This window comes from Stutzerimonas chloritidismutans (assembly GCF_051486945.1).
In the GTDB taxonomy this organism is placed as follows: Bacteria; Pseudomonadota; Gammaproteobacteria; order Pseudomonadales; family Pseudomonadaceae; genus Stutzerimonas; species Stutzerimonas chloritidismutans_B.
Window position 1 is genome coordinate 1 of sequence record NZ_JAHVDX010000003.1, and the last position, 21208, is coordinate 21208.

Below are 21208 nucleotides of genomic sequence, written 5' to 3' on the forward strand. Positions count from 1 at the left end.
AACTTGGCTCAGCAATCGCAAACTCTTCTCCTAAAAGAAGAGCACTCAATGATTTCTCGTTGAGTATTTGTGATGCTGATAATCTTGCAGATCATCAGTCTTACCTCACAAGCACCCACACGAATTGCTTGATTCAGTTGTTAAAGAGCRTTTCGATCAAGCCTTTCGTCTCAACCGAGGCCGCGCATTCTACAGCAGCCTTGTTTCTCGTCAAGCTGTTTTTGAAGAATTTCTTTCCTTCTCAACCGCTTGCGCTTCCGATCAACCTAGCGTCTCTCGTCAGCGGGATGCGAATCATACAGCGTCTAAACCCGCTGTCAACCACCCCTTTAAACATCTCCGACCAACCTGACCAGAGCCACCAACAGTGCCAAACCACCACCCTGTCAGCGCGGCGCATTCTACTCGAATTCGCCCTCCGTGCAAGCCCTTATTTTCGTTAACCCGTTGATTATAAAAGGGGTTATCGAAAGACCTGCGCCGGAGAAGGTGCGCATTATAGATATGACAATCGCCGCGTCAACCATTATTTGGAATTGCTACTCTGACCTTAAAACAATCCGAGCGAACGCCTTTTTCCCAGCTTGACACACGCGAGTCTCGCCAAGCCTAACGACAAAGTCGCGCCCCACCACCTCGCCATCTACCTTCACACTGCCCGCATTTAAAAGATCACGAGCAGCGGCGGCATTCTTGACGAGCCCAGCTTTATTAAGCAGCGCAGCAATAGGCATATCCTCCGCAGCGGAAAGCTCCACCTGCGGGAGATTCTCAGGAAGCTCACCATCTTTCATTCGATTGCCAGCTGAACGATGCGCAGTCACCGCCGCCTCCTCCCCGTGGAAGCGCGCCACTATCTCCTCAGCCAACTTGATCTTGATATCACGCGGATTCGCACCCTTCTGCACGTCTTGCTTGAAAGCCTCGACCTCGTCGAGCGAGCGGAAACTCAGCAGCTCGAAATAGCGCCACATGAGTGCATCAGGCATGGAAACTAGCTTGCTGTACATGAGACCAGGGGTTTCCTGGATGCCAACGTAGTTGCCCAACGACTTGGACATCTTCTTTACGCCATCCAGCCCTTCGAGCAACGGCATAGTGACGATACATTGAGATTCTTGGCCGTAGGACCGCTGGAGCTCTCGACCCATCAGCAAATTGAATTTCTGATCGGTGCCGCCGAGCTCTACGTCCGCACTAAGTGCCACCGAATCGTATCCTTGAACCAAAGGATAAAGAAACTCGTGAATAGCAATTGGCTGATTGGTCGAATACCGCTTACTAAAATCATCACGCTCAAGCATCCGCGCAACGGTGTATTGAGATGCGAGACGGATGAAATCCGCTGGCGTCAGCTGATCCATCCAAGTGGAATTGAACGCGACCTCGGTTTTAGCCGGGTCCAGAATTTTGAACACTTGAGCCTTATAAGTTTCAGCATTTTCCAGCACCTGATCACGGGTGAGCGGTGGGCGAGTCGCGCTTTTGCCGCTGGGGTCTCCAATCATGCCAGTGAAATCACCAATCAAGAAAACCACCTGATGGCCGAGATCCTGAAACTGACGAAGCTTATTGATAAGCACGGTATGGCCAAGATGGAGGTCTGGAGCAGTTGGATCGAAGCCCGCCTTGATCCGAAGAGGGACACCGCGCTCAAGCTTGGCGATCAGTTCCGACTCGACAAGCACTTCATCAGCGCCACGCTTGATTACTGACAACTGCTCCTGCACCGACTTCATGACCCAACCCAACCCAACCCAAAATAAAGGGGACCAACCTTACAAGAACGACCAAAAAAAACAATGTGGAAAAACGTGGCCAAGCAGGCACGGCGCGCACTCCAGGGTTGCTTCGAATGCGCTTTGCTTATATTTTAGGCCGATATTTTCTCTGTACAAAAAATCGCCAAATACCAATGACCAATCCGAAACCCAGGGTCCCGAACTACCCGAAAAGCCATCTGTTGGCCGCCAGCGGTGTAGCAGCGCTTCTGAGCCTGGCGCTTCTGGTATTCCCGTCGCGCGAAGTGGAAGCGAAAAAGACCTTCCTTGACCTGCAGCTTGAAACCTCGGCTGAGTTGAGCGCTGGCATCGAAGAGCCGCTCGCGCCCATTGATCAAGAGAAGCCATTCACCCAGGCGAACGGCGACGAAGCCGTAGATGACGATTCCATCGCACCTACCGCCAGCAATGGACGACTCGACCCCACCGCCGATCCTCTTACCAAGGAGGTCGTCGTATCCAATGGCGATACGCTATCGACCCTATTTACCAAGGTCGGCCTACCTGCGTCGGCCATGCACGAGGTGCTTGCCAGTAGCAAGGAAGCAAAGCGCTTCGCTCATTTGAAAATTGGCCAGCTCCTGCAATTCGAACTCACAGAGCAAGGCGAGCTTGCGCGTCTTCGTAGCCCCGTCAGCAAGCTGGAAAGCTACCAAGTAGAGCGTACAAAAGGGGGTTTCTCCTTTACTAAGGAGCACGTGAAGCCGGAAATTCATTCGGCTTATGCTCAAGGTCACATTGAAAGTAGTCTGTTCCTGGCGGCCAAGCGCGCGGGATTGGACCACAACCTGACCATGGACTTAGCGAATGTTTTTGGTTACGACATTGACTTCGCTATGGACATCCGCAAAGGGGATTCTTTCGAAGTCATCTATGAAGAAAAGACCGTGGACGGCGATCGCGTCGGCACAGGAAATATCCTGGCTGCCCGGTTTACTAACCGGGGCAAAAGCTACACCGCGGTGCGCTACACCAACAAGCAAGGCAACACCAGCTACTACACCGCAGACGGCAATAGCATGCGAAAGGCGTTCATCCGCACGCCGGTGGACTTCGCACGTATCAGCTCCCGTTTCTCGAACGGTCGAAAGCACCCGATTTTGAACAAGATCCGCGCGCATAAAGGCGTTGATTATGCTGCGCCCCACGGCACTCCCATCAAAAGCGCAGGAGATGGCAAGGTTATCCTGGCGGGTCGGAAGGGCGGCTACGGTAATACGGTTGTGATCCAGCACGGGAATCGCTACCGCACCCTTTACGCGCACATGCAAGGGTTCGCCAAGGGCGTTCGTAACGGCGCTTCGGTCAAACAAGGCCAGATTATTGGTTATATCGGCACCACGGGCCTATCCACCGGCCCGCACCTGCATTATGAGTTTCAGGTTGACGGCCGCCACGTCGATCCACTCGGATTAAAGCTGCCCATGGCAGATCCAATAGCAAAAAACGAGAAGCAGCGCTTCTTGCAAATGAGCCAGCCGCTCATGGCTCGCATGGACGAAGAGCGCGCCACGATGCTTGCCTTGCAAAAACAGTAAGATGAAGCACCTCTATATAGGCGTAATGTCCGGCACCAGCCTCGACGGGCTGGACTTTGCCCTAATAGAACAGGGTCGTGATACCCGCCTGATCGCTACTCATTACGAGCCGATGCCATCGTTGCTGAAGCAGCAACTCTTGGATCTGTGCACGCCAGGTAAAGACGAATTGGCCCGGTCCGCCCTGGCCGAGAATCATTGGGCCACGTTAGCGGCCAGCGGCACATCGAAACTACTTGAGAACGCTCAAGTCAATCCGAAGGCTATCCGTGCCATAGGTAGCCATGGCCAGACGGTAAGGCATGAGCCCAGCCGCGGCTTCACCATCCAGATCGACAACCCCGCCTTGCTCGCAGAGCTGACCGGTATTGCGGTCGTAGCGGATTTTCGTCGCCGCGATGTTGCCGCTGGCGGGCAAGGCGCTCCCTTGGCGCCCGCCTTTCATCAAGCCGTTTTTGCCTCGTCTGTTCAAGCCCGCGCGATTTTAAACGTCGGAGGCTTCAGTAACCTTAGCCTGATCAAGGCTGGTGCCGAGCTTCAAGGGTTCGACTGCGGCCCGGGCAACGTGCTGATGGACGGCTGGATCCAGCGCCACCAACACGTGCCGTACGACAGGGACGGTGCTTGGGCAGCGACAGGGACACCTATTCCCGAGCTACTGCAGGATCTGCTCGGCGACGCGTTTTTTGCCATGCGCGGCCCCAAAAGCACGGGCCGCGAGGTCTTCAACCTCACCTGGCTGGATAAGAAACTTAACGCTTTGCCTCGTTATAACGCAGCGGATGTTCAGGCCACCCTACTTGAGCTGACCGCTCGATCGATTGCGGATGCCCTGCTAAACAGCCAGCCGGAGACAGATGAGTTATTGGTATGTGGTGGAGGAGCGCACAACGCTGCACTGCTCTGTAGGCTTGCGGCGCTGCTTTCTGACTGCAAGGTAATGAGTACAGAAGTGGCGGGGATTGATCCGGATTGGATCGAAGCGATGGCATTCGCGTGGTTGGCGCATCGATGCCTGGAAGGGTTACCAGGCAACAATGCTCGGGTCACAGGCGCCGCCGGCTCACGCATTCTCGGCGCGATCTACCCGGCTTGACCGCCTAAGTTAGGCCTTGCGCGAGCCCTCCGAATCAAATAGAAAACGACTGACCGCACCCGCACGTGGTGCTGGCGTTGGGGTTCTTGATAACGAAACGGGACCCCTCTAAGCCCTCCTGGTAATCCACTTCCGCGCCGGCTAGGTACTGGAAACTCATCGGGTCGACAACCAGGCTCACACCCTCCCGCTCGATGACCGTGTCGTCTTCGGCGAGATCCTCATCGAAGGTAAAGCCATACTGAAATCCTGAGCAGCCGCCACCGGTGACAAACACCCGCAATTTGAGACGTGGATTTCCCTCCTCGTCAACCAGGCTCTTCACTTTGCTCGCTGCCCCCTGAGTGAACTGAATGGCAGTTGGCGTGAAGGATTCGACACTCATTTAGGCTCTCCCGGCGCAAGGCGCCACATACCGCGTTGACGGCGCATTATCGGCTTACCCTACCAAATCGGTCAACTATTCACCATGAGACCAACGACGCGTGGCTTACGGCAACAGTGCTGCCGTGTTCAAGCCAAGGCGCTCGTCCAGGTCGAAAATGATGTTCATGTTCTGTACCGCTTGCCCGGATGCACCCTTAACCAAGTTGTCGATCACCGAAAGCACCACGACAAGATCGCCGCCCTGCGGACGGTGTACTGCGATACGGCAGACGTTTGCCCCTCGCACGCTACGCGTTTCGGGATGGCTGCCAGCGGGCAGCACATCGACGAAGGGCTCGTTGGCATAACGCCGCTCATAGAGGGCCTGCAGATCCACCGAGGTATCCGTGACGGTCGCATATAGCGTAGCGTGAATCCCTCGGATCATTGGCGTCAGGTGAGGAACGAAGGTCAGCCCAACGTCACCGTTGGCGGCACGACGCAACCCCTGACTGATTTCCGGCAAGTGCCGGTGCCCTTTCACCGCATAGGCCATCATGCTTTCACCCGCCTCGGTGAATAGCGAGCCAATTTTTGCCGCGCGGCCTGCGCCGCTAACACCAGACTTACAATCGGCAATCAGACGCGACGCATCGGCCAGCCCCTGTTCCAACAACGGCAAGAATCCCAACTGGGTGGCCGTTGGGTAGCACCCTGGAACCGCAATCAGCCGAGCTCCTTTGATTTGCGCACGGTTGACTTCCGGTAACCCGTACACCGCCTCAGGCAGAAGGGTCGGAGCGCCGTGCGGCTGGCCATACCACTTCTCCCATTCAACGGCATCCTGCAACCGAAAATCGGCAGAGAGGTCGATCACCCGAGTCCCGGTTTCCAGCAGCTCGGCCGCCAGCGAATGGGCCACCCCATGAGGCGTAGCGAAAAAAACCACGTCACACGCACCCAGTGTTGCCGTATCCGGCACGCTGAAGGAAAGTTCGTCGTAGAAGCCCCGCAGGTTCGGAAACATGTCGGTGACCTTCACGCCATTTTCAGAACGCGATGTGATGACAGCCACTTCAGCCTGTGGGTGTTGGGCCAGCAGGCGCAGTAACTCGACGCCCGTATAGCCTGTACCACCAACGATTCCGACCTTGACCATGCGCTGCCTCTCGAATGGGAATGAGCAAAAACAAGATGATAAGGCTGCGAACGATCGCGGCCAACTCCCGAGATGACGTATGGCCGCTCAGCCTCTACCATCCAGCCAACGTCTAGTTAGGGAATGTCCACATGCTCTACCTGTGGGTCAAAGCGCTACATATCGTCTCAGTGGTCTGCTGGTTTGCAGGACTGTTCTATCTGCCGAGGCTTTTCGTGTATCACGCCATGAGCGAGGACTCGCTCAGCCGCGACCGGTTCAAAGTTATGGAGCGCAAGCTGTATCGGGGAATCATGTTGCCATCGATGATTGCGACGCTCGCATTCGGCATTTGGATGATCGCTTTGAACCCGGCGCTGTTCAGTGGCGGATGGCTGCACGCGAAGTTAGCACTCGTGGTTCTGCTTATCGGGTATCACCACCTATGCGGCGCACAACTCAAGCGCTTCGCCAGGGACGAGAATCAACGCAGCCATGTGTTTTACCGTTGGTTCAACGAATTCCCGGTATTGCTCTTGCTGGCTATCGTCATACTGGTGGTGGTCAAGCCATTCTGATGCGTTGGAGATACCATGCCGCTGCCTCTTCAATTGGAAGGACGTCTAAGCCTCCCACTCGTCGCCGCCCCGATGTTCCTCGTTTCCAACCCACCGCTCGTGACAGCATGCTGCCGCAACGGTGTCGTAGGTAGCTTTCCGGCGCTTAATCAACGGGAAAGCAGCGGCTTTCGTGATTGGCTACACCAGATCAACGAGGATCTCCAGCAGGCGCCTGAGGCAGCGCCCTATGCGGTCAACCTGATCGTGCATGGCAGCAATCCGCGACTGGAGACGGACCTGTCGATCTGCATCGACCAGCGCGTGCCTATTGTGATCACGAGCCTCGGCGCGGTGAAGGACGTTGTTGACGCCGTCCATGCTTACGGTGGCTTGGTATTCCACGATGTCACCACACGCCGCCATGCCGAAAAGGCAGCCGAATCGGGCGTCGACGGGCTGATCGCCGTGGCGGCCGGCGCCGGAGGGCATGCCGGCACGTGGAGCCCCTTCGCCCTGATTGCCGAGATACGCCAGTTCTTCGAAAAGACGCTGCTACTGTCTGGCTGCCTCAATCACGGGCATGAGATCCTCGCTGCTCAGTTGCTAGGCGCTGATCTTGCCTACATGGGGACACGTTTCATCGCGACCAAGGAAAGCCAGGCCAGCAGCGAATACAAGGACATGCTCATCCACGCCCATGCGTCAGATATCGTGCATACCGCAGCGGTGTCGGGTGTACCGGCCAGCTTCCTGCGTCCCAGTCTGCAGCAAGCAGGCTACGAGCTGGACAAGCTACAAGTTGAAGGCAGTCACAGCCAGACGCTCAAGCCGATCCATGACGAAGCCAAAGTTTGGAAAACAGTCTGGTCAGCTGGCCAAGGCGTAGGCGGCATCGCAGACATACCGGACGTTCAGCAGTTGATCACCCGCCTTGACAGTGAATACCGCGCGGCTGCAGCGCGCGCCACACAACTGAACCACCAGTGGCCTCGACGAGACAGAAAAGCGTGACCTGCATCACAAGCGATGAGGCTCCGACCGCTTGTGGCTGCCACCGGCAGGCACTAGGCTCTAGCTCCTTCTATCGTGCCAGGGACGTTGCATGATTTCCGACCAGTACAAGATCGTGTTTGATGGCGAGCTAATGCCAGGGATGACGGCCGAGACCGTCAGGGTAAACCTGGCCCGGCTATTCAAGACAGCGCCTGACAAGCTCGAACGGCTGTTCGTCGGCAAGCCCGTCGCAGTCAAGTCTGCGCTCAGCGAGGCCGATGCGGACCGCTATGTTCAAGCGCTGACGACTGCGGGGGCAAAGGTCCGCAAAGAGGCGGAAGCACCAGCCAGACCCGCCTTGTCTATCGAACCCCTAGTGGCCGGTACCGACACGGCGCCCGCGACGGGCATGCAGTGCCCAAAGTGTGACCATCAGCAGCCCGGTACAGTCCAATGCGACGGGTGCGGCATCATTTTTGAGAAGTATCACGCCCGGCTGGCACGGGAGGCCGCTCCTGCTGCAAGCAACGGCGACGGCCTCAAGCAATTTTATGCACCTCCCTCGGCCAACGTAGCCGGAACTGGTCCAGAGTACGGCGAGCTACGGCTGTTTACCTTCAATGGCCGGATCGGCCGGCTCCGATACCTGGCTTGGTCGCTGGGCATATCTGCCGCGGGTCTTGGATTAGGACTCATCGCCGCCATGGGCCTTGCCATTTCGGAAGTTCTAGGCGGCGTTCTGCTCTTCGCCGTGGCCGTTGCCTACCTTGTCGCCAGTTTTCAGATCGGGGCACAGCGCCTTCACGACTTTGGTTGGTCGGGGTGGTTCTTGCTGCTCTGCCTGGTTCCTGTGGTCGGTTCGGTGTTTCCGTTTGCGCTACTGCTTGTACCTGGCAACGAAGGTTCAAATCGTTTTGGTCCACCCCAGCCGCCAAATAGCAAAGGTGTGAAGGTGCTCGCTGCGCTTTGGTTACTGGTGCCGATCATAGGAATTTTGGCCGCAATCGCTTTGCCTGCCTACCAGCAATCCGTTGGTCTGGGACAGACCGGCCTGTAGCACGCGTCTCAAGCGGTCACCGCCCGCCCCTTGGCCCATCCTCGTAAACGGGCCAAGGGTTCGGCCATGATGACTGACAGCGGCGACGTCCCTTGTATACATCCCAAGAGCATGTCCTGATCTGTTTCGCGGGCCTGCGCCTGCCCGGCATAGACTGCCGAGACCACAACCTGTTCGATCTCAGCACCTGAAAAGCCATCGCACGCCCGCGCTAGCGCCATAAGGTCGTAGCGGCCAGGATCCAATTCGCGGCGCTGCAAATGCACGCGCAGAATTTCCGCACGGGTGTCCGGATCAGGCAAGTCGACGAAAAAGAGTTCGTCGAAACGCCCTTTGCGCAACAGCTCCGGCGCTAGCCGCTCGACGGAATTGGCAGTTGCGACCATGAACACTGGCGCCTTGCGCTCAGCCATCCATGTCAGCAGCGTTCCTAACACGCGCTGACTGACCCCACCATCCATCTCTCCGGTCGCCAGGCCTTTCTCGATCTCATCCATCCAGAGTACGCAAGGCGCCATTTCGCCCGCGAGCTTTAGCGCTTCACGCAAGTTGCGCTCGGTCTCGCCGAAGAACTTGTTATAGAGGCAGGCGAAATCCAAGCGCAGCAATGGCAGCCCCCAGAGCCCGGCGACTGCTTTTGCGGCCATGCTTTTTCCACCGCCTTGTACACCAACGAGCAGGACGCCACGCGGACGATCCCGGTCATCCGCCCTAAGAAAAGCAGACTGCCGCTCCCCCAGCCAGCGTTTGAAGTTATGCAAACCGCCAACGTCCGAAAACCGCTCGGTCTCATACTCGAAGCTCAGCACACCCTCCATGTCGAGCAGCTCGAACTTCTTGCGATTGAGCTCGGGCAGGTCGTCCTGGGTTATGGCGCCATCATCACAGATCAGGTTGTGCGCTAGCTTGCGCGCCTCGGCATGACTGAGACCCCGCAAGTTCCTCACGACCTGCTGCAAGGTACGGTTATCGGTGCGTACACGCAGGCCCCGGTTACGCTCGCTCCATCGAGTCGCCTCCTCGCGCACGATCGAAACAAGTTCCTCTTCGCTTGGCAGGGCCAAGCGGAAACGGACCGCGTATCGCTGAATCTCTGCAGGGAGGGTGACGGCATGGGAAACCAGCACGATTGTAGGTGCCGATCGCCCTTCAGCCATTGCGATTTCCTTGATCAAACGCACCAGAGGCGGCTGGTCGAGAAACGGGTGTAGGTCGCAAAACACATATAGATTCTCGAGAGGGTCGAATTTGACGCACTTGAGCGCGACCTCGGGTGCACAGCTTTCGCCGCCGTCCAGAGCCTCGCCACCAAATGCAGATCGCCGCAACCCCTCAGTGACCGACCAGAGATGCAGCGAAAGACCGCGGCTGATTGCAAGGCCCGTGAGGGTCTCAAGTACCCGTCGCTCGTCCCAGGACTCGATAACGATCAGGCGTACGGGCGAATCGAGCACCAAGGCAAGGTCGCGGACATCATTCTTCATGGGGATCACTTCCTGTGCAGGCTAACCGGCGGGTATATCGCCTGTTACACTCTTCGGCCATATGGGTTCCGGAGAAACGCCATGGATTGTCTGTTCTGTAAGATCGTCGCCGGAGATATACCGGCCACTAAAGTGTACGAGGACGATCAAGTCATTGCCTTCAACGATATCGCCCCGCAAGCACCGGTTCACTTTCTGGTGATCCCGAAAAAGCACATCGCGACCCTGCATGATCTCAGTGAGAAGGACGACAAGGCGCTCGCCGGCCATATTCTCTTCACCGCACAGCGCTTGGCTGAAGAACAGGGCTGCCAGGAGGGCTTCCGCGTCGTCATGAATTGCAACGACCTGGGCGGGCAAACGGTTTACCACATCCATATGCACGTGCTGGGTCAACGCCAGATGCACTGGCCGCCGGGCTGATCCACCGACCCGCCCTCGACCATCGTTCCATTGGAGGTATGCAGATGCCCAATCAACGCGAGTACTCCGCAGCAGATCGCCTACTCATGCAAGCGGATGCTGCCCTACGCACGCTGCTGCCTTTCAGCGGCCAACCAAGCCGACCCAATCCAGCCGTGCTCGAAGCGGACACCGAACTGAGCCAAAGCGAGGCACGGCACGTGGCCGGGCTGATGCGGATCAACCATACCGGAGAGGTTTGCGCCCAAGCCCTATATCAGGGACAGGCCTTGACCGCCCGCCTGCCCGGGGTCCGCCAGGCTATGGAAAGGGCGGCGGACGAAGAAATCGACCACCTCGCCTGGTGCGAGCAGCGCATCCGCCAACTCGGTAGCCACACCAGCGTGCTCAACCCGCTGTTTTACGGCCTTTCGTTCGGCATCGGCGCCTCGGCCGGGCTGATTAGCGATCGGATCAGTCTTGGTTTTGTCGCCGCAACGGAAGACCAGGTCTGCAAGCACCTCGATGAACATCTGCAGCAATTGCCGGCGACCGATGAGAAATCGCGTTCCATTCTTGAGCAGATGCGCGAGGACGAGGCACAACACTCAACCGCCGCGCTCGAGGCGGGCGGCCTGCGCTTCCCCGCGCCGGTCAAGTTCGGCATGAGTATGGTTGCCAAGGTGATGACCAAAACGACTTACCGGATCTGAACGAAAGCCGCCGATTGGCACACCGGCCAGGATCTGCATGAGCCGCTCGGCTGCATGCTATTCGTCGATAAGCTGCACGTACGCCTGCTGATCTATCCAAATTTCGGTAAGGCAATATCGTAGAGTGAAACTCAGGTCTTGGTCAGGTTGCTGAACCCGTGGAGCTTGAGTTTACTTTTTCAATATCGACTCTCGTTGTTGCTCACCGCCTGATTGAGCAAGCCCGCCAGATTAGGATGATCTGCGTAGGACCGGTATACACCTCTGCGCATTTTCGAATGGCTTTGCTGTTGTAACGAACGCCCCGCCGCAAACGGGGCGCGCATGATGCAGATTGACGGTGCGCCCGGTGCCGGCCTCCCAAGTCCCTGGGCCTGCTCGTCACCGATTCAGAGCCCTGGCGGGCCCCTACTCCGGCTTTCAGTTCAACTCAACGATTTCGTAGTCGTGTGTAATTTCAACGCCGGCACGGCCGAGCATGATCGAAGCCGAGCAATATTTTTCGGCGGATAGTTCTACCGCTCGCTTGACGTGAGCATCCTTAAGTCCACGACCCTTGATCACGAAACGCAGATGGATTCGGGTAAATACCTTGGGGTCTTCGTTTGCCCGCTCTGCCTCGAGGAAGGCCTCACAGCTCTCAACGGGCTGGCGAGCCTTACGCAAGATGCTGACGACATCGAAGTTACTACACCCACCCAGACCCAACAGGAGCATTTCCATCGGCCGGACGCCGAGGTTGCGCCCACCATTTTCGGGTGGGCCATCCATAACCACGACGTGACCGCTTCCTGATTCGCCGAGAAACATTGCTTCGCCGGCCCACTGAATGCGTGCTTTCATCATCGACTCCGCTAAAAAAGGTGGCAAAGCTTATCACGCCAAATGGAGCCTGCCTGACGTGGCAATCCGACGAAATGACGTCCGGGAAGTTGATATTCGTGTCCCAGTTTTGTTGTTCAGCTGAACCTGTCTGTTAAGCTCGCCCGTACTGAAAAAGAACTCAGTCATAAATATAAGAAACTGCCTTTCTATTGGACTATCTTCCGGGACTACAGCATGGTCGCTATTACACTTACGCCCAAGATCAAGAACCTCGACAAGCTACTCGCACATTGTCATCGCCGTCGTTACACCTCCAAGAGCACGATCATCTACGCTGGCGATCGCTCAGAAACGCTTTACTTCATCGTCAAGGGTTCGGTCACGATCCTGATCGAAGATGATGACGGCCGCGAGATGATTATTGCCTATCTCAACTCGGGGGATTTCTTCGGCGAGATGGGTCTGTTCGAGAAGGAAGGCAGCGAAAAGGAACGCAGTGCCTGGGTTCGCGCCAAGACTGAGTGCGAAGTTGCGGAAGTCAGTTACGCCAAGTTTCGCGAGCTGACCCAACAGGATCCCGACATTCTCTATGCACTCGGCAGCCAAATGGCCGAGCGCCTGCGCAATACTACGCGCAAGGTCGGCGATCTTGCCTTTCTCGACGTAACCGGCCGGGTAGCACGCACGCTGCTCGACTTGTGCAAGCAACCGGATGCGATGACTCATCCGGACGGCATGCAGATCAAGATCACCCGGCAGGAAATCGGACGAATCGTCGGCTGTTCTCGTGAGATGGTCGGGCGTGTCCTGAAGAGCCTGGAATCGCAGGGCCTTGTGCACGTGAAAGGCAAAACGATGGTGGTGTTCGGCACGCGTTGAGCGCTCCTACTTAAACAAGAAAGCCGGCATCAGCCGGCTTTCTTGTTTAAGCGCCCCCGATCATTCCGGATCGGCCGGAGTATGCACTCGGGCCCGGCCTGGGAAGAACAAACGCTGCAACTCGAGGCCAGGCTGTTCGGCACGCATGAATGCTTCACCGACTAGGAAAGCATGCACCGCATTAATTTCCATCAGCTCGACATCCGCACGATGCAGCACGCCACTTTCAGTGATCACCAGCCGGTCGCGCGGCATACGCGGCAGCAGATCAAGCGTCGTTTCCAAGCTGACCTCGAAGGTATGCAGGTTGCGGTTATTGATCCCCACGAGCGGGGTCGACAGCTGGAGCGCGCGCTCAAGCTCGGCACCGTCATGCACCTCGACCAGCACATCTAGCCCCTGCCGTTCGGCAACCTCAGCGAGCTCCTGCATCTGCGCATCGTCCAATGCTGCTGCGATCAGCAGGATGCAATCGGCGCCCAGCGCCCGCGCCTCGATGACTTGGTACGGGTCGACCATGAAATCTTTACGAATCACCGGCAGGCTGCAGGCACTACGCGCCAGCTTCAGGTACTCATCGGCGCCCTGAAAGAAATCGACATCCGTGAGCACCGACAAGCACGTCGCGCCGCCAGCCTCGTAGCTGATGGCGATATCCGCCGGGCGGAAGTCTTCACGCAATACACCCTTGCTCGGTGAAGCTTTCTTCACTTCGGCGATCACCGCCGGCTGCTTGCGCTCGACCTGCTCCTGCAGACGTCTGGCGAAGCCTCGCACCGGGTCCGCGCCAGCGGCCAGCCGCTCAAGCTCATCGAACCCAACACGCGCGCGCCGCTCGGCCACCTCCTCGTGCTTACGAGAGATGATCTTTTCCAGAATGGTCGGCACGCTCATCGGGCCTGCTCCTGCTTGAACACAACGGTAAAGGAGACGAGCTCGTCGAACTTGTCACGCGCCAGGCCCGTATGCAGGGCATCGTGGGCAATTTCGATGCCCTGCTTCAGGCTGCTGGCGACATCTGCCGCATAAAGCGCGGCGCCAGCGTTGAGCACAATCATGTCGGCTGCTTTCTGGCCGTTCTCTGTCTTGCGGCGCCCCAACGCGTCTCGGATCAGTTCTAGCGAACCCTGGGCGTCCTCGACGTTGAGGCCGATCAGGCTCTGGCTCTTGATACCGAAGTCCTCCGGCTGGACGCGGTACTCGCGGATTTCGCCACGGTTCAGCTCCGCCACATGGGTCGGCGCCGCCAGGCTGACCTCATCGAGCCCATCCTGCGCATGCACGACTAACACGTGCTCGCTACCCAGGCGCGCCAGCACTTCGGCCATCGGCCGGCAGAGTTCTTTGCTGAATACGCCCAAGACCTGGTGCTTGACACCCGCCGGGTTGGACATCGGCCCGAGTATGTTGAACAGCGTTCTCAAGCCCAGCTCGCGACGAGGGCCTGCAGCAAATTTCATCGCGCCGTGATGCGCCGGCGCAAACATGAACCCGACACCGACCGTATCGACGCTGCGCGCGACCTGCTCCGGAGTCAGGTCGAGATAGACACCCGCCGCCTCGAGCAGATCGGCGCTGCCGCTCTTGCCGGATACGGCACGGTTGCCGTGTTTGGCCACTTTTCCACCAGCGGCCGCCACCACAAACGCTGCAGCGGTCGAGACATTGAAGATGTTCATGCCATCGCCGCCGGTGCCGCATGTATCGACGAGGCGGTGGGTGTCGAAATGTACCGGAGCCGCCAGCTCGCGCATCACCTGGACAGCCCCGACGATCTCGTCAATGGTTTCGCTCTTCATGCGCATGCCCATTAGGAACGCGCCGATCTGAGCGTCAGTGCACTGGCCGGTCATGATCTGACGCATGACCGCTTTCATTTCGTCGGTGCTCAGATCCAGCTGGCCGACTATCCGGTTCAGGGCTTCCTTGATATCCATCAGCGCACGCCTCCGGTCTGCTTTAGAAAGTTGGCGAACAGTTCATGGCCCTGCTCGGTCAGGATGGACTCGGGATGAAACTGCACGCCTTCGACGTTCAGCGTTTTGTGCCGCAGCCCCATGATCTCGTCGACGCTGCCATCGGCGTGACAAGTCCAGGCAGTGACCTCCAGGCAATCGGGCAACGTTTCGCGCTTGACCACCAGGGAGTGGTAGCGGGTCACGGTAAGCGGGTTGTTTAGCCCAGCGAACACACCGCTGTCCGCATGCATGACCGGGCTGGTCTTGCCGTGCATCACCTGGCGCGCACGCACCACATCGCCGCCGAACGCCTGGCCGATGCTTTGGTGGCCAAGGCAGACACCGAGAATAGGCAACTTACCCGCGAAGTGGCGGATCAGCTCCAGCGACACCCCCGCCTCGTTCGGGGTACAGGGGCCGGGCGAGACGACGATGCGTTCCGGTTCGAGCGCCTCGATCTCGACCACGCTGAGTTCGTCGTTGCGCACGACCCGGACGTCCGCACCGAGCTCGCCCAGATACTGGACCACGTTGTAGGTGAAGGAATCGTAGTTATCGAGCATCAGCAACATGATCAGATCTCCTGCGGGTCGCGTTCGGCCAGGGCGACCGCGCGGAACATGGCGCGGCGCTTGTTCAGCGTTTCTTCCCACTCCAGGGCAGGCTGGGAATCTGCCACGATGCCGGCACCGGCCTGCACGTGCAGCTCGCCATCCTTGATCACCGCGGTGCGGATGGCGATGGCGGTGTCCATGTTGCCATTCCAGGCGAGATAGCCGACGGCGCCGCCGTAGACCCCACGCTTGACCGGTTCCAGCTCGTCGATAATTTCCATCGCGCGGATCTTCGGCGCACCGGACAAGGTGCCGGCCGGCAGGATGGCGCGCAGTGCGTCCATGGCGGTCAGCGGGCCCTTTAGCTGGCCCGTAACGTTGGAAACGATGTGCATGACATTCGAATAACGCTCAATAACCATCTTCTCGGTGAGCCGCACCGAACCGTTTTCGGCGACGCGGCCCACATCGTTGCGGCCCAGGTCGATCAACATCAGGTGTTCGGCCAGCTCCTTCGCATCGCTGAGCAGATCCTGCTCCAGCGCGAGGTCGGCGTCTTCCGTCGCGCCACGTGGACGCGTGCCGGCAATCGGCCGGACCGTGACCAAACCCTCTTCGACACGCACCAGCACTTCTGGCGACGAGCCCACCACGTGGAAATCGCCGAAATTGAAGAAGTACATATAAGGCGTCGGATTAAAGCAGCGCAGCGCGCGATAAAGATCGATGGGCGCAGCCTTGAACGGGATCGACATGCGCTGGGAGATGACGACCTGCATGCAGTCGCCAGCGAGGATGTAGTCCTTGATGCGATTGACGGCCTGCTCGTAGTCATCACGGCTGAAGCTTGAGCGAAACTCAGGTTCGGTGCCGGGGCCCGTTTCGAAATCCAGGCCGAGGCGTGGCGTGATGGACTGCCGCAGCTTTTCCCGAAGCGCCTGCAACGTTGCCTGTCCGGCCTCGTAGGCCTCGGGCTGGGCCGGGTCGACAAGCACGATGCAATGCAACTTGCCAGCGAGGTTATCGAAGACCACTACTGCGTCGGACACCATCAGCAGAATGTCGGGCGTACCCAGCGGATCAGGGTTGGGGCAGCTCGCCAGTTTACGCTCGACATAACGCACGCTGTCGTAGCCGAAATAGCCGACCAGGCCACCATTGAAGCGCGGCAGGCCCTCGACCGGCGCCACGCGATAGCGCTGCTGGAAGGTTTCGACGAAGGCCAGCGGGTCTTCGACCTCGCAGCGCTCCTGCTCGACGCCATCGGTGGTGACGCTCACGAGATGGTCATGCACACGCAGCACGGTGCGGCACGGCAGGCCGATGATTGAGTAGCGCCCCCACTTCTCCCCGCCCTGCACGGATTCGAGCAGGTAGGAATTGGGCGCGTCAGCGAGTTTCAGGTAGAGCGAGAGCGGTGTGTCGAAGTCGGCGATGGTTTCGAACGACAGCGGAATGCGGTTATGGCCATCAGCGGCCAAGCGCAAGAATTCTTCGCGGGTCATGTCAGCCTCGTGGTCGGAGGGAACTGCTAAGTCGGGTCGTGCAAAACATGCCGGGCGAGCCGGCAGAAAAATGTCAGGCGCGCCAGCGCCAACGGGCCAAGGCCTTGATGACATTCATCCATTGTTTGCGGGTGACCACCACGATCTGATCTCGTCTCGGCGGGTTACGGAACAGGGGCCACACTAGCGCAGCCCCGAAGGCGAAGCAACCAGCTCACGCAGGTCGTCGAGCACCAGCGCCGGCGCTTCGTTGGCGATGGGTTCGCCATGGTTGTAACCATAGGTGAGCGCAACACATGGCACGGCTGCGGCCTTGGCGGCGCGCACGTCGTTACGCGAATCGCCGACGAACAGCGACTCACCGGGCGCAACACCCGCCTTGTCCATTACCCAAAACAGCGCCGCCGGGTCGGGTTTCTGCTGAGGCAAGGTATCGCCTCCGACCAGCCAATCGAAGTAACCGGCCAGCCCCTTCTCTTCCAGCAGCGGCTCGATGAACTGCGCCGGCTTGTTGGTGACGATCGCCAGCTTCACCCCACGCGCACGCAGCCACTCCAGGCACTCGAGCACACCCGGATAGACAGTGGTCAGCTCATGGCCGCCCGCATACGCCTGTATGAACAGCGCCAGCGCCTCGTCGGTCAACTCGTCGGCGACGCCGTCATGGTTCAGCTGACCGGCCAATGCGCGACGCACCAGCACCCTAGAGCCGTTGCCGACCCAGTCGCGCACTCGGGCGACACCGGCCGGCTCGCGACCGAGTAGCATCAACATTTTGTCCACCGCGGCGGCCAGGTCTGGCACCGAATCCATCAGTGTGCCGTCCAGATCGAACATCGCCAGTCGCGGCAGCCCGCCGTCGAACAGTTTTTCTAGGCGAGTCATGGGCGCGCCAGCGCCAGCTCAGCGCGCATCTGGTCGATCACCGACTTGTAGTCCGGCTGGTTGAAGATCGCCGAGCCAGCGACAAAGGTGTCGGCGCCCGCAGCGGCGATCTCACGAATGTTCTTCGGGTTCACACCGCCATCGATCTCCAGGCGGATCTCACGGCCACTGGCGTCGATCAGCGCGCGTGCTTCACGCAGCTTGTCCAGCGTGCCGGGGATGAACTTCTGCCCGCCAAACCCCGGGTTGACGCTCATCAGCAGGACCATGTCGACCTTGTCCATCACGTACTTGAGCACGTCCAGCGGCGTGGCTGGGTTGAATACCAGGCCGGCCTTGGCGCCGCCGTCCTTGATCAGCTGCAACGAGCGATCGATGTGATCCGAGGCTTCCGGGTGGAAGGTGATGTAGCTGGCGCCGGCCTCGAGAAAGTCGCCGATCATGCGGTCCACCGGACGAACCATCAGATGCACGTCGATGGGCGCGGTGACACCGTGCTTGCGCAACGCCGAGCAGACCATCGGGCCGATGGTCAGGTTGGGCACGTAGTGGTTGTCCATCACGTCGAAGTGAACGATGTCGGCGCCGGCGGCCAGCACGTTGTCCACTTCCTCACCCAGGCGGGCGAAATTGGCGGAGAGGATGGAGGGGGCGATGGCGAACGGCTGCATGACGACCTCGGGTAGCACGGCAAGATGCCGCGCATTGTACCCGAGGGGTCCGGGTTGCGGCGCGCCTGGAAGCAGCCGGCACGCCTCGTCGCTTCAGGTCAGCTCGTCGAAGCACTCACCGATGATGGCCAGGCCGCGCTCGAGCAGCTCGTCCTCGACGGTTAGCGGCACCAGCACCCGCAGCACGTTGTAGTAGGTGCCGCAGGACAGCAGGATCAAGCCCTTCTCGCGCGCCTTGGCAACGATCTGCGACGTGAGCGCAGCAGCCGGGCGAGCATGATCGCCCTCCTCGAACAGCTCGATGGCGACCATCGCGCCGAGGCCGCGCACCTCGCCGATCTCCTTGTGCTTGGCCTGGATCGCCTTGAGGCCGGCGGTGAGCTTCTCCGCCACGGCCTTGCTGCGATCGAGCAAATGCTCCTCCTCGAAGATTTCCATGACCGCCAGTGCCGCCGCGCAGGACAGCGGGTTGCCGGCATAGGTGCCGCCCAGCCCGCCGGGCGCGATGACATCCATGATCTCGGCCTTGCCGCAAACACCGGCGATCGGGAAGCCGCCGCCGACGGATTTGGCGAATGTGGTCAGGTCGGCGACCACGCCCATCTGCTCCATGGCGAAGAAAGTGCCGGTGCGCCCGGCGCCGGTTTGCACCTCGTCGGCGATCAGCAGAATGCCATGCTCGTCGCAAAGCGCGCGCAGGCGGACCATGAACTCCTTCGGCGCGACATTGAAGCCACCCTCGCCCTGCACGGGCTCGATGATGATTGCGGCAATGTCGCGTGGCTCGGCGTCGTTCTTGAAGATGCGCTCGATACTGGCGATGGACTCGTCAACGCTGACGCCATGAATCGCGCACGGATAGAGCGCACGGAAGATGCCGCCCGGCATCAGGCCCATGCCCGCAGAATAAGGCGCGACCTTGCCGGTCAGGCCGAGGGTCATCATGGTGCGGCCGTGATAGGCGCCGGTGAAGGCGATCACGCCGGCACGGCCGGTGGCGGCGCGGGCGATCTTCACCGCGTTCTCCACCGCCTCGGAGCCAGTGGTGACGAGCAAGGTCTTCTTGGCGAAGTCGCCCGGCACCCGCGCGTTGATCTTCTCGCACAGCTCGACGTAGGGCTCATAGGCCAGCACCTGGAAGCAGGTGTGGGTGAGTTTGTGCAGCTGATCTTCAACCGCCTTGACGATCTTCGGGTGTAGGTGACCGGTATTAAGCACGGCGATGCCGCCGGCGAAATCGATGAACTCACGGCCCTCGACGTCGACCACACTGCTGTTCTTGGCGTGGTCAGCGAAGATCGGATGGATCTGGCCGACGCCACGGGGCACGGCGGCGACACGGCGTTGCATCAGGGATTCGTTGGTCTTGCTCATAAGCTCCTCGGTAGCCGCTCATCGTCGGCACGGGTCGAAATAGACGTCGGGACGTATGCGCCGCAGCATACGATGATCGACTGCGGCGCCCTTCCAGGCGTTCGGATTACAGTAGAACCGCGTGCAATATTTTGCACGCACTAGATCGCATGGCCTGACAATTAGGTGGGGCGGGCTAGCGTCCACCGCTACGTATCAACCCACGCCGCTTCAACCAAAGAAAGGCCAGCAAACCCGAACCACTGCTCCAACAACGCAGCAGAGATGGCACCATCAACCTCTCGGATTCGGCGGACTTGCCGAAAAACTTTGTAGTGCATCCGCCCTACATTGCGCCAGCGTTCGGCACGCGTGGGCGCGTCACGCAGGAGTTCACATGCCCCGCCCGCGCATCTTCATCCCAGTACTCGTTCTCCTGGCGGCCGCCACGCTGACGGCCATGGCCGCCGACGAGCCGAGCGACGAGCAGACGCCTGCGCCGGAAGCGGCACCTGCCGCACCCGCCGAACGGGCGAGCCTGCCATCGCGAAGCGAGATGATGGCCAGCGACCTGCTGCGCCAGTTGCCGGCCGGGGAAGTGATCGAGTTGAAGACCAGCACCGAGACCTTCTCCGCACTGTGGCGCCCAGCCAATGTCGGCCATCCCAAGGGCGTGCTGATATTGCTGCCAGACGACGGCGAAAGCCCCGACTGGCCACGCGGCGTCGGACCGTTGCGGCGCCAGCTCCCCGATCACGGCTGGCACACGCTGAGCCTTAGCCTGCCGGAGTCCGAACGCATTACGCCTACGACCGTCGCCCCTCGGGAAGCACCGCCAGCTGAGGTCGACTCGCCCGAAGCCGAACAGGCGTCCGGCGACGGAGACGAAGCACCGGCCGAATCACCGAGCGAGGCGGGTTATCTACCCGAGCAGACGGCTCCCCCAGCTGCGGAGCCCGCCGATGAGGGAGCCGGGCAGGACGAAGGCGAGCCATCAGAGGAAACCGCGAGCGCGCCGGCGCCGCTCGGCCGTGCAGAGCGCATCGACGCCCGTATTGACGTGGCGCTGGCGAACGCCCGCAGTGGCCAACCCAAGATGATTGTCTTGCTTGGCCAAGGCACGGGGGCTTACTGGGCCGCGCGTTACCTTGAGCAGGCAACCCCCAAAGACGTGACTCATCTGGTCATGGTTCAGCCCAAGGAGCCCGAAGGCGTCGAGGCGTCGTTGGCGCAGCGGCTCGGCACACTAAAGGTTGCGATTGGCGACTTCTATTTCCGCACGGGCAACGCTGCCAAGCCTGCTAAAGCGCGCCTAAACGAAAGCCGCCGCAGCCGGCACCCGGCCTACCAACAGGTCGGGTTGCAACCCATCGACGGGGACTACCAGGCGGAGCAGGAGCGGCTAGTGCGACGTGTGCGCGGGTGGCTCGACCGGCAGGGATGAGGCTCG

The 21208-nt window shown here is 59.6% G+C and carries 21 protein-coding genes and 1 pseudogene; 10 read left to right on the plus strand and 12 right to left on the minus strand.

Annotated features, from left to right (window positions below; translation table 11 throughout):
- Window positions 1–443 (plus strand): annotated as a pseudogene (locus KXR72_RS12015) (hypothetical protein); the annotation flags it as partial.
- A 96-nt stretch (window positions 444–539) separates the two neighbouring features.
- Here KXR72_RS12015 and tyrS read toward each other — a convergent pair.
- The gene (gene tyrS, locus KXR72_RS12020) at window positions 540–1739 is read right to left on the minus strand and encodes a tyrosine--tRNA ligase (protein ID WP_437421342.1); all 1200 of its coding nucleotides are present in this window, start codon (window positions 1737–1739) and stop codon (window positions 540–542) included.
- A 176-nt stretch (window positions 1740–1915) separates the two neighbouring features.
- On the opposite strand from tyrS, the gene KXR72_RS12025 reads away from it, so the two are divergent.
- A complete protein-coding gene (locus KXR72_RS12025; protein WP_437421969.1) occupies window positions 1916–3319 on the plus strand; it encodes a peptidoglycan DD-metalloendopeptidase family protein in 1404 nt (467 codons plus the stop codon).
- Between the two features lies 1 nt (window position 3320).
- Window positions 3321–4415 carry an anhydro-N-acetylmuramic acid kinase gene (locus tag KXR72_RS12030; RefSeq protein ID WP_437421343.1) on the plus strand — a complete coding sequence of 365 codons (1095 nt, stop codon included), beginning with the start codon at window positions 3321–3323 and terminating at the stop codon, window positions 4413–4415.
- Window positions 4416–4449: 34 nt separating this feature from the next.
- On the opposite strand, the gene erpA is transcribed toward KXR72_RS12030, so the two are convergent.
- Window positions 4450–4800 (minus strand): iron-sulfur cluster insertion protein ErpA, encoded by a 351-nt coding sequence (gene erpA, locus KXR72_RS12035; RefSeq protein ID WP_437421344.1) that lies wholly within the window; start codon window positions 4798–4800, stop codon window positions 4450–4452.
- Between the two features lie 105 nt (window positions 4801–4905).
- A complete protein-coding gene (gene argC, locus KXR72_RS12040) occupies window positions 4906–5940 on the minus strand; it encodes an N-acetyl-gamma-glutamyl-phosphate reductase (protein ID WP_437421345.1) in 1035 nt (344 codons plus the stop codon).
- A gap of 131 nt (window positions 5941–6071) precedes the next feature.
- Here argC and hemJ point away from each other — a divergent pair, with 131 nt between their 5' ends.
- The 3 genes from hemJ (at window position 6072) to KXR72_RS12055 (ending at window position 8529) form a co-directional block, all read left to right on the plus strand.
- Window positions 6072–6497: a protoporphyrinogen oxidase HemJ gene (gene hemJ / locus KXR72_RS12045; protein ID WP_437421346.1), complete on the plus strand. Its 426-nt coding sequence runs from the start codon at window positions 6072–6074 to the stop codon at window positions 6495–6497.
- Between the two features lie 15 nt (window positions 6498–6512).
- The gene (locus tag KXR72_RS12050; RefSeq protein WP_437421347.1) at window positions 6513–7490 is read left to right on the plus strand and encodes an NAD(P)H-dependent flavin oxidoreductase; all 978 of its coding nucleotides are present in this window, start codon (window positions 6513–6515) and stop codon (window positions 7488–7490) included.
- Between the two features lie 91 nt (window positions 7491–7581).
- Window positions 7582–8529, plus strand: coding sequence for a DUF805 domain-containing protein (locus KXR72_RS12055; RefSeq protein WP_437421348.1), 948 nt, complete (start codon window positions 7582–7584; stop codon window positions 8527–8529).
- An 8-nt stretch (window positions 8530–8537) separates the two neighbouring features.
- On the opposite strand, the gene KXR72_RS12060 is transcribed toward KXR72_RS12055, so the two are convergent.
- Complete coding sequence (locus tag KXR72_RS12060) at window positions 8538–10013, minus strand: AAA family ATPase (protein WP_437421349.1); 1476 nt, start codon at window positions 10011–10013, stop codon at window positions 8538–8540.
- 81 nt (window positions 10014–10094) lie between these two features.
- On the opposite strand from KXR72_RS12060, the gene KXR72_RS12065 reads away from it, so the two are divergent.
- Together KXR72_RS12065 and coq7 are read left to right on the plus strand one after the other, a co-directional pair.
- On the plus strand, window positions 10095–10436 hold the full coding sequence (locus tag KXR72_RS12065; protein ID WP_437421350.1) for a histidine triad nucleotide-binding protein: 342 nt from the start codon (window positions 10095–10097) through the stop codon (window positions 10434–10436).
- 44 nt (window positions 10437–10480) lie between these two features.
- Window positions 10481–11128 (plus strand): 2-polyprenyl-3-methyl-6-methoxy-1,4-benzoquinone monooxygenase, encoded by a 648-nt coding sequence (gene coq7 / locus KXR72_RS12070; RefSeq protein WP_437421351.1) that lies wholly within the window; start codon window positions 10481–10483, stop codon window positions 11126–11128.
- Window positions 11129–11548: 420 nt separating this feature from the next.
- On the opposite strand, the gene KXR72_RS12075 is transcribed toward coq7, so the two are convergent.
- Complete coding sequence (locus tag KXR72_RS12075) at window positions 11549–11971, minus strand: OsmC family protein (RefSeq protein ID WP_437421352.1); 423 nt, start codon at window positions 11969–11971, stop codon at window positions 11549–11551.
- Window positions 11972–12187: 216 nt separating this feature from the next.
- Here KXR72_RS12075 and crp point away from each other — a divergent pair, with 216 nt between their 5' ends.
- Window positions 12188–12832, plus strand: coding sequence for a cAMP-activated global transcriptional regulator CRP (crp, locus tag KXR72_RS12080; protein ID WP_437421353.1), 645 nt, complete (start codon window positions 12188–12190; stop codon window positions 12830–12832).
- A 60-nt stretch (window positions 12833–12892) separates the two neighbouring features.
- Here the strand turns inward: crp and trpC are convergent, their stop codons facing one another.
- The 7 genes from trpC to gabT all read right to left on the minus strand — a co-directional run bounded on the left by trpC (window position 12893) and on the right by gabT (window position 19779).
- Window positions 12893–13726, minus strand: coding sequence for an indole-3-glycerol phosphate synthase TrpC (gene trpC / locus KXR72_RS12085; protein WP_437421354.1), 834 nt, complete (start codon window positions 13724–13726; stop codon window positions 12893–12895).
- On the minus strand, window positions 13723–14769 hold the full coding sequence (gene trpD / locus KXR72_RS12090) for an anthranilate phosphoribosyltransferase (protein WP_437421355.1): 1047 nt from the start codon (window positions 14767–14769) through the stop codon (window positions 13723–13725). Before trpD ends, trpC begins: the two co-directional genes overlap by 4 nt.
- Window positions 14769–15362 carry an aminodeoxychorismate/anthranilate synthase component II gene (locus tag KXR72_RS12095; RefSeq protein ID WP_437421356.1) on the minus strand — a complete coding sequence of 198 codons (594 nt, stop codon included), beginning with the start codon at window positions 15360–15362 and terminating at the stop codon, window positions 14769–14771. Before KXR72_RS12095 ends, trpD begins: the two co-directional genes overlap by 1 nt.
- 2 nt (window positions 15363–15364) lie before the next feature.
- The gene (gene trpE, locus KXR72_RS12100; RefSeq protein WP_437421357.1) at window positions 15365–16849 is read right to left on the minus strand and encodes an anthranilate synthase component I; all 1485 of its coding nucleotides are present in this window, start codon (window positions 16847–16849) and stop codon (window positions 15365–15367) included.
- Window positions 16850–17032: 183 nt separating this feature from the next.
- Window positions 17033–17734, minus strand: a complete 702-nt coding sequence (locus tag KXR72_RS12105) for a phosphoglycolate phosphatase (protein WP_437421358.1) — start codon at window positions 17732–17734, stop codon at window positions 17033–17035.
- Window positions 17731–18405, minus strand: coding sequence for a ribulose-phosphate 3-epimerase (gene rpe, locus KXR72_RS12110; RefSeq protein ID WP_437421359.1), 675 nt, complete (start codon window positions 18403–18405; stop codon window positions 17731–17733). The genes KXR72_RS12105 and rpe overlap by 4 nt, the downstream gene beginning before the upstream one ends.
- Window positions 18406–18498: 93 nt before the next feature.
- On the minus strand, window positions 18499–19779 hold the full coding sequence (gabT, locus tag KXR72_RS12115) for a 4-aminobutyrate--2-oxoglutarate transaminase (protein WP_437421360.1): 1281 nt from the start codon (window positions 19777–19779) through the stop codon (window positions 18499–18501).
- Window positions 19780–20155: 376 nt separating this feature from the next.
- Between gabT and KXR72_RS12120 the strand changes: the two genes are divergently transcribed.
- Window positions 20156–21202, plus strand: a complete 1047-nt coding sequence (locus tag KXR72_RS12120) for a DUF3530 family protein (protein ID WP_437421361.1) — start codon at window positions 20156–20158, stop codon at window positions 21200–21202.
- The last annotated feature ends 6 nt before the right edge of the window (window positions 21203–21208 follow it).

What these genes read in the sequence shown, in the direction of transcription:
- tyrS (WP_437421342.1), bottom strand. Translation starts at nt 1,739, where the DNA reads ATGAAGTCGGTGCAGGAGCAGTTGTCAGTAATCAAGCGTGGCGCTGAT.
- KXR72_RS12025 (WP_437421969.1), top strand. Translation starts at nt 1,916, where the DNA reads ATGACCAATCCGAAACCCAGGGTCCCGAACTACCCGAAAAGCCATCTG.
- KXR72_RS12030 (WP_437421343.1), top strand. Translation starts at nt 3,321, where the DNA reads ATGAAGCACCTCTATATAGGCGTAATGTCCGGCACCAGCCTCGACGGG.
- erpA (WP_437421344.1), bottom strand. Translation starts at nt 4,800, where the DNA reads ATGAGTGTCGAATCCTTCACGCCAACTGCCATTCAGTTCACTCAGGGG.
- argC (WP_437421345.1), bottom strand. Translation starts at nt 5,940, where the DNA reads ATGGTCAAGGTCGGAATCGTTGGTGGTACAGGCTATACGGGCGTCGAG.
- hemJ (WP_437421346.1), top strand. Translation starts at nt 6,072, where the DNA reads ATGCTCTACCTGTGGGTCAAAGCGCTACATATCGTCTCAGTGGTCTGC.
- KXR72_RS12050 (WP_437421347.1), top strand. Translation starts at nt 6,513, where the DNA reads ATGCCGCTGCCTCTTCAATTGGAAGGACGTCTAAGCCTCCCACTCGTC.
- KXR72_RS12055 (WP_437421348.1), top strand. Translation starts at nt 7,582, where the DNA reads ATGATTTCCGACCAGTACAAGATCGTGTTTGATGGCGAGCTAATGCCA.
- KXR72_RS12060 (WP_437421349.1), bottom strand. Translation starts at nt 10,013, where the DNA reads ATGAAGAATGATGTCCGCGACCTTGCCTTGGTGCTCGATTCGCCCGTA.
- KXR72_RS12065 (WP_437421350.1), top strand. Translation starts at nt 10,095, where the DNA reads ATGGATTGTCTGTTCTGTAAGATCGTCGCCGGAGATATACCGGCCACT.
- coq7 (WP_437421351.1), top strand. Translation starts at nt 10,481, where the DNA reads ATGCCCAATCAACGCGAGTACTCCGCAGCAGATCGCCTACTCATGCAA.
- KXR72_RS12075 (WP_437421352.1), bottom strand. Translation starts at nt 11,971, where the DNA reads ATGAAAGCACGCATTCAGTGGGCCGGCGAAGCAATGTTTCTCGGCGAA.
- crp (WP_437421353.1), top strand. Translation starts at nt 12,188, where the DNA reads ATGGTCGCTATTACACTTACGCCCAAGATCAAGAACCTCGACAAGCTA.
- trpC (WP_437421354.1), bottom strand. Translation starts at nt 13,726, where the DNA reads ATGAGCGTGCCGACCATTCTGGAAAAGATCATCTCTCGTAAGCACGAG.
- trpD (WP_437421355.1), bottom strand. Translation starts at nt 14,769, where the DNA reads ATGGATATCAAGGAAGCCCTGAACCGGATAGTCGGCCAGCTGGATCTG.
- KXR72_RS12095 (WP_437421356.1), bottom strand. Translation starts at nt 15,362, where the DNA reads ATGTTGCTGATGCTCGATAACTACGATTCCTTCACCTACAACGTGGTC.
- trpE (WP_437421357.1), bottom strand. Translation starts at nt 16,849, where the DNA reads ATGACCCGCGAAGAATTCTTGCGCTTGGCCGCTGATGGCCATAACCGC.
- KXR72_RS12105 (WP_437421358.1), bottom strand. Translation starts at nt 17,734, where the DNA reads ATGACTCGCCTAGAAAAACTGTTCGACGGCGGGCTGCCGCGACTGGCG.
- rpe (WP_437421359.1), bottom strand. Translation starts at nt 18,405, where the DNA reads ATGCAGCCGTTCGCCATCGCCCCCTCCATCCTCTCCGCCAATTTCGCC.
- gabT (WP_437421360.1), bottom strand. Translation starts at nt 19,779, where the DNA reads ATGAGCAAGACCAACGAATCCCTGATGCAACGCCGTGTCGCCGCCGTG.
- KXR72_RS12120 (WP_437421361.1), top strand. Translation starts at nt 20,156, where the DNA reads ATGCCCCGCCCGCGCATCTTCATCCCAGTACTCGTTCTCCTGGCGGCC.